Annotated in this window: 1 protein-coding gene; it reads left to right on the top strand. The window is 64.2% G+C overall.

Translation table 11 applies throughout. The features are described 5' to 3' along the window. A partial coding sequence (locus tag B9Z41_RS16775) for an S-layer family protein (RefSeq protein WP_233202770.1) occupies window positions 1-3,499 on the top strand: 3,499 nt, incomplete at both ends.

Genomic DNA, 3,499 nt, shown 5'->3' with positions numbered 1-3,499 from the left:
ACGGTGCAGGCCGATGGCAGTTGGATGGTCACGGTGTTGGCGGCTGACTTGGCCTTGCTGACAGACCAAAGCACGCTGACGGCGAGCCTGGCCGATGTCTACGGCAACACCGCTTCGGCCACGCGCTCGCTGGGCGTTGACAAGGTCTTGCCTGTGGTCAGCAGCGTGACCGACGACTTGGCCGGCACTGCCAACGCAGCCACCGCCAGCGTGGCATACACCTATGTGTTCAGCGAAGCCGTGACCGGTTTGAGCAGCAGCGACTTCACCGTCACCCACGGCAGCATCAGCAGCATCACCGGCAGTGGCACGACCTGGGTGGTCAACGTCACACCACAAGCGGGTGTCGACGGCGATGTGATCACCGTGGTGCTCAAAGGCGCGGGTGTGACCGACCTGGCGGGCAACCCCAACATCACCTACACCAGCAACAGCCAAGCGCTGGACACCCTGGCACCCAACGCGCCAGCCTTGTCGCGCGTGCTCGACGATGTGGGCACCATCACCGGCAACGTCACAGACGGCGGCTACAGCGACGACACCCTGTTGTCGGTGCGCATCAGCCTGCTCAACACCAACGCGGTAGAAAACGACACCGTGCAGCTGTACAACGGCAGCACGGCCTTGGGCAGTGCGGTCACGCTGAGTGCTGGCGATTTGGTCGCGGGCTACGTGGATGTGTCCACCCCCACACTGACCAATGGCACAACGTATGTCTTGCAAGCCAAAGTCATCGACGTGGCGGGCAACGCCAGCGCGGCCTCGGTGTCACGCACCCTCAGCATCGACACCACGGCGCCCAACGCTCCCAGCATCACCCGCGTCACCGACGACGTGGGCGCCCTCACTGGCGCAGTGGCTGACGGTGGGCGCAGTGACGACACACAACTCGTGGTGCGCGTCAGCTTGACGGGCACCAGTGCGGTAGCCAACGACAGTGTGCAGCTGTATGACAGCACCAGCGCCATCGCCACGGTGGCGACCTTGAGTGCCACTGACATCAGCAACGGCTATGTGGACATCACCACCTACACGCTGAGCAACGCCACCAGCTACGCCTTCAACGCCAAAGTCATCGACGTGGCAGGCAACGCCAGTGCGGCTTCTGGCCTTCACACCGTCACCATCGACACCAGCGCACCTGCAGCCCCCAGCATCACCAGCGTCACCGACGACGTGGGGTCTGTCACCGGTGCGGTCAGCAACGGCGGGCGCAGCGACGACACGCAACTCGTGGTGCGTGTCAGCCTGACGGGCACCGCTGCCGTGGCCAACGACACGGTGCAGTTGTACGACAACACCAGCACCATCGCCACCGTGTCGACCTTGAGTGCCGCCGACATCAGCAACGGCTATGTGGACATCACCACCCACACCCTGAGCAACGCCACCACCTACGCCTTCAACGCCAAAGTCATTGACGTGGCAGGCAACATCGGCAACGCGTCCCCCAGCCACACCGTCACCATCGACACCACGGCGCCGGTGGCGCCCAGCATCAGCCGCGTCGTGGACGACGTGGGCAGCCTCACCGGCGTGGTCAGCAACGGCGGGCGCAGCGACGACACCCAACTGGTGGTGCGCGTGAGTCTGAGCGGCACCAACGCACAGGCCAACGACACGGTGCAGTTGTACGACAGCACCAGCACCGTGGCGAGCGCCGTGACCTTGAGCGCCAGCCACATCAGCAACGGCTATGTGGACATCACCACCAACAGCCTGAGCAACGCCACCACCTACGCCTTCAACGCCAAAGTCATTGACGTGGCGGGCAACGCCAGTGCGGCGTCTGGCAACTACACCGTCACCATTGACACCACAGCCCCTGTGGCACCGACCCTCTTGAGCGTGACCGACGATGTGGGCAGCATCACCGGGCCCGTCAGCTCGGGTGGTGTGACCGATGACACCGTGTTGGCTGTCAAGGTGGGTTTGACAGGCACCAATGCCGTGGCCAACGACACCGTGCAGCTGTATGACGGCACCACGGCCTTGGGCACGGCGGTGACCTTGAGTGCGGGCGACATTGCCGCTGGCTTTGTGAGCCTCAACACGCCCACGCTCAGCAACGCCACCACCTATGCGTTGAAAGCCAAAGTCATCGACGTGGCGGGCAACGCCAGCAGTGCCTCAGCCAGCCACACCGTCACCATTGACACCAGCGCACCCAGTGCGCCGACCATCCTGAGCGTGACCGACGATGTGGGCAGCATCACCGGACCTGTTATCTCCGGCGGCGTGACCGACGACACGGTGCTGGCTGTCAAAGTGAGTTTGGCGGGCACCAGTGCCGTGGCCAACGACACCGTGCAGCTCTACAACAGCACCACCGCGCTGGGTACAGCGGTGACCTTGAGTGCCAGCGACATTGCCGCTGGCTTTGTCAGCCTCAACACGCCCACCCTGACCAACGCCACCACCTACGCGTTCAACGCGTTGGTCATCAACCAAGCCGGCACAGCCAGTGCCGCATCTCCCAGCCACACCGTCACCATCGACACCACGGCGCCGGTGGCGCCCACCATCAGCCGCGTCGTGGACGACGTGGGCAGCATCACCGGCGTGGTCAGCAACGGCGGGCGCAGCGACGACACCCAACTGGTGGTGCGCGTGAGTCTGAGCGGCACCAACGCACAGGCCAACGACACGGTGCAGTTGTACGACAGCACCAGCACCGTGGCGAGCGCCGTGACCTTGAGCGCCAGCCACATCAGCAACGGCTATGTGGACATCACCACCAACAGCCTGAGCAACGCCACCACCTACGCCTTCAACGCCAAAGTCATTGACGTGGCGGGCAACGCCAGTGCGGCGTCTGGCAACTACACCGTCACCATTGACACCACAGCCCCTGTGGCACCGACCCTCTTGAGCGTGACCGACGATGTGGGCAGCATCACCGGGCCCGTCAGCTCGGGTGGTGTGACCGATGACACCGTGTTGGCTGTCAAGGTGGGTTTGACAGGCACCAATGCCGTGGCCAACGACACCGTGCAGCTGTATGACGGCACCACGGCCTTGGGCACGGCGGTGACCTTGAGTGCGGGCGACATTGCCGCTGGCTTTGTGAGCCTCAACACGCCCACGCTCAGCAACGCCACCACCTATGCGTTGAAAGCCAAAGTCATCGACGTGGCGGGCAACGCCAGCAGCGTTTCCACCAGCCATACGGTGACGATCGACACCCTGGCGCCGACGGCGAGCATCAGCCTGTCGGACAGCGCGCTCAAAGCGGGCGAGACCAGCGTGGTGACGATCACCTTCAGCGAAGCCGTGAGCGGCTTTGACAACAGCGACGTGACGGTGCAAAACGGCAGCTTGGGCACTCTGAGCAGCGCCGACGGTGGCGTCACCTGGACTGGCACCTTCACGCCCAGCGTCAACCTGCAAGACACCAGCAACGTGGTCAGCTTGGCTGCGAGCTACACCGACATCGCAGGCAACAGCGGCAGCATTGCCAGCAGCGCCAACTACAGCGTGGACACCCTGGCCCCCACGG

Origin of the sequence: Limnohabitans sp. JirII-31 (genome assembly GCF_002778315.1) — a bacterium.
Classification (GTDB): domain Bacteria; phylum Pseudomonadota; class Gammaproteobacteria; order Burkholderiales; family Burkholderiaceae_C; genus Limnohabitans.
This window is presented reverse-complemented; position numbering and strand designations above follow the sequence as displayed.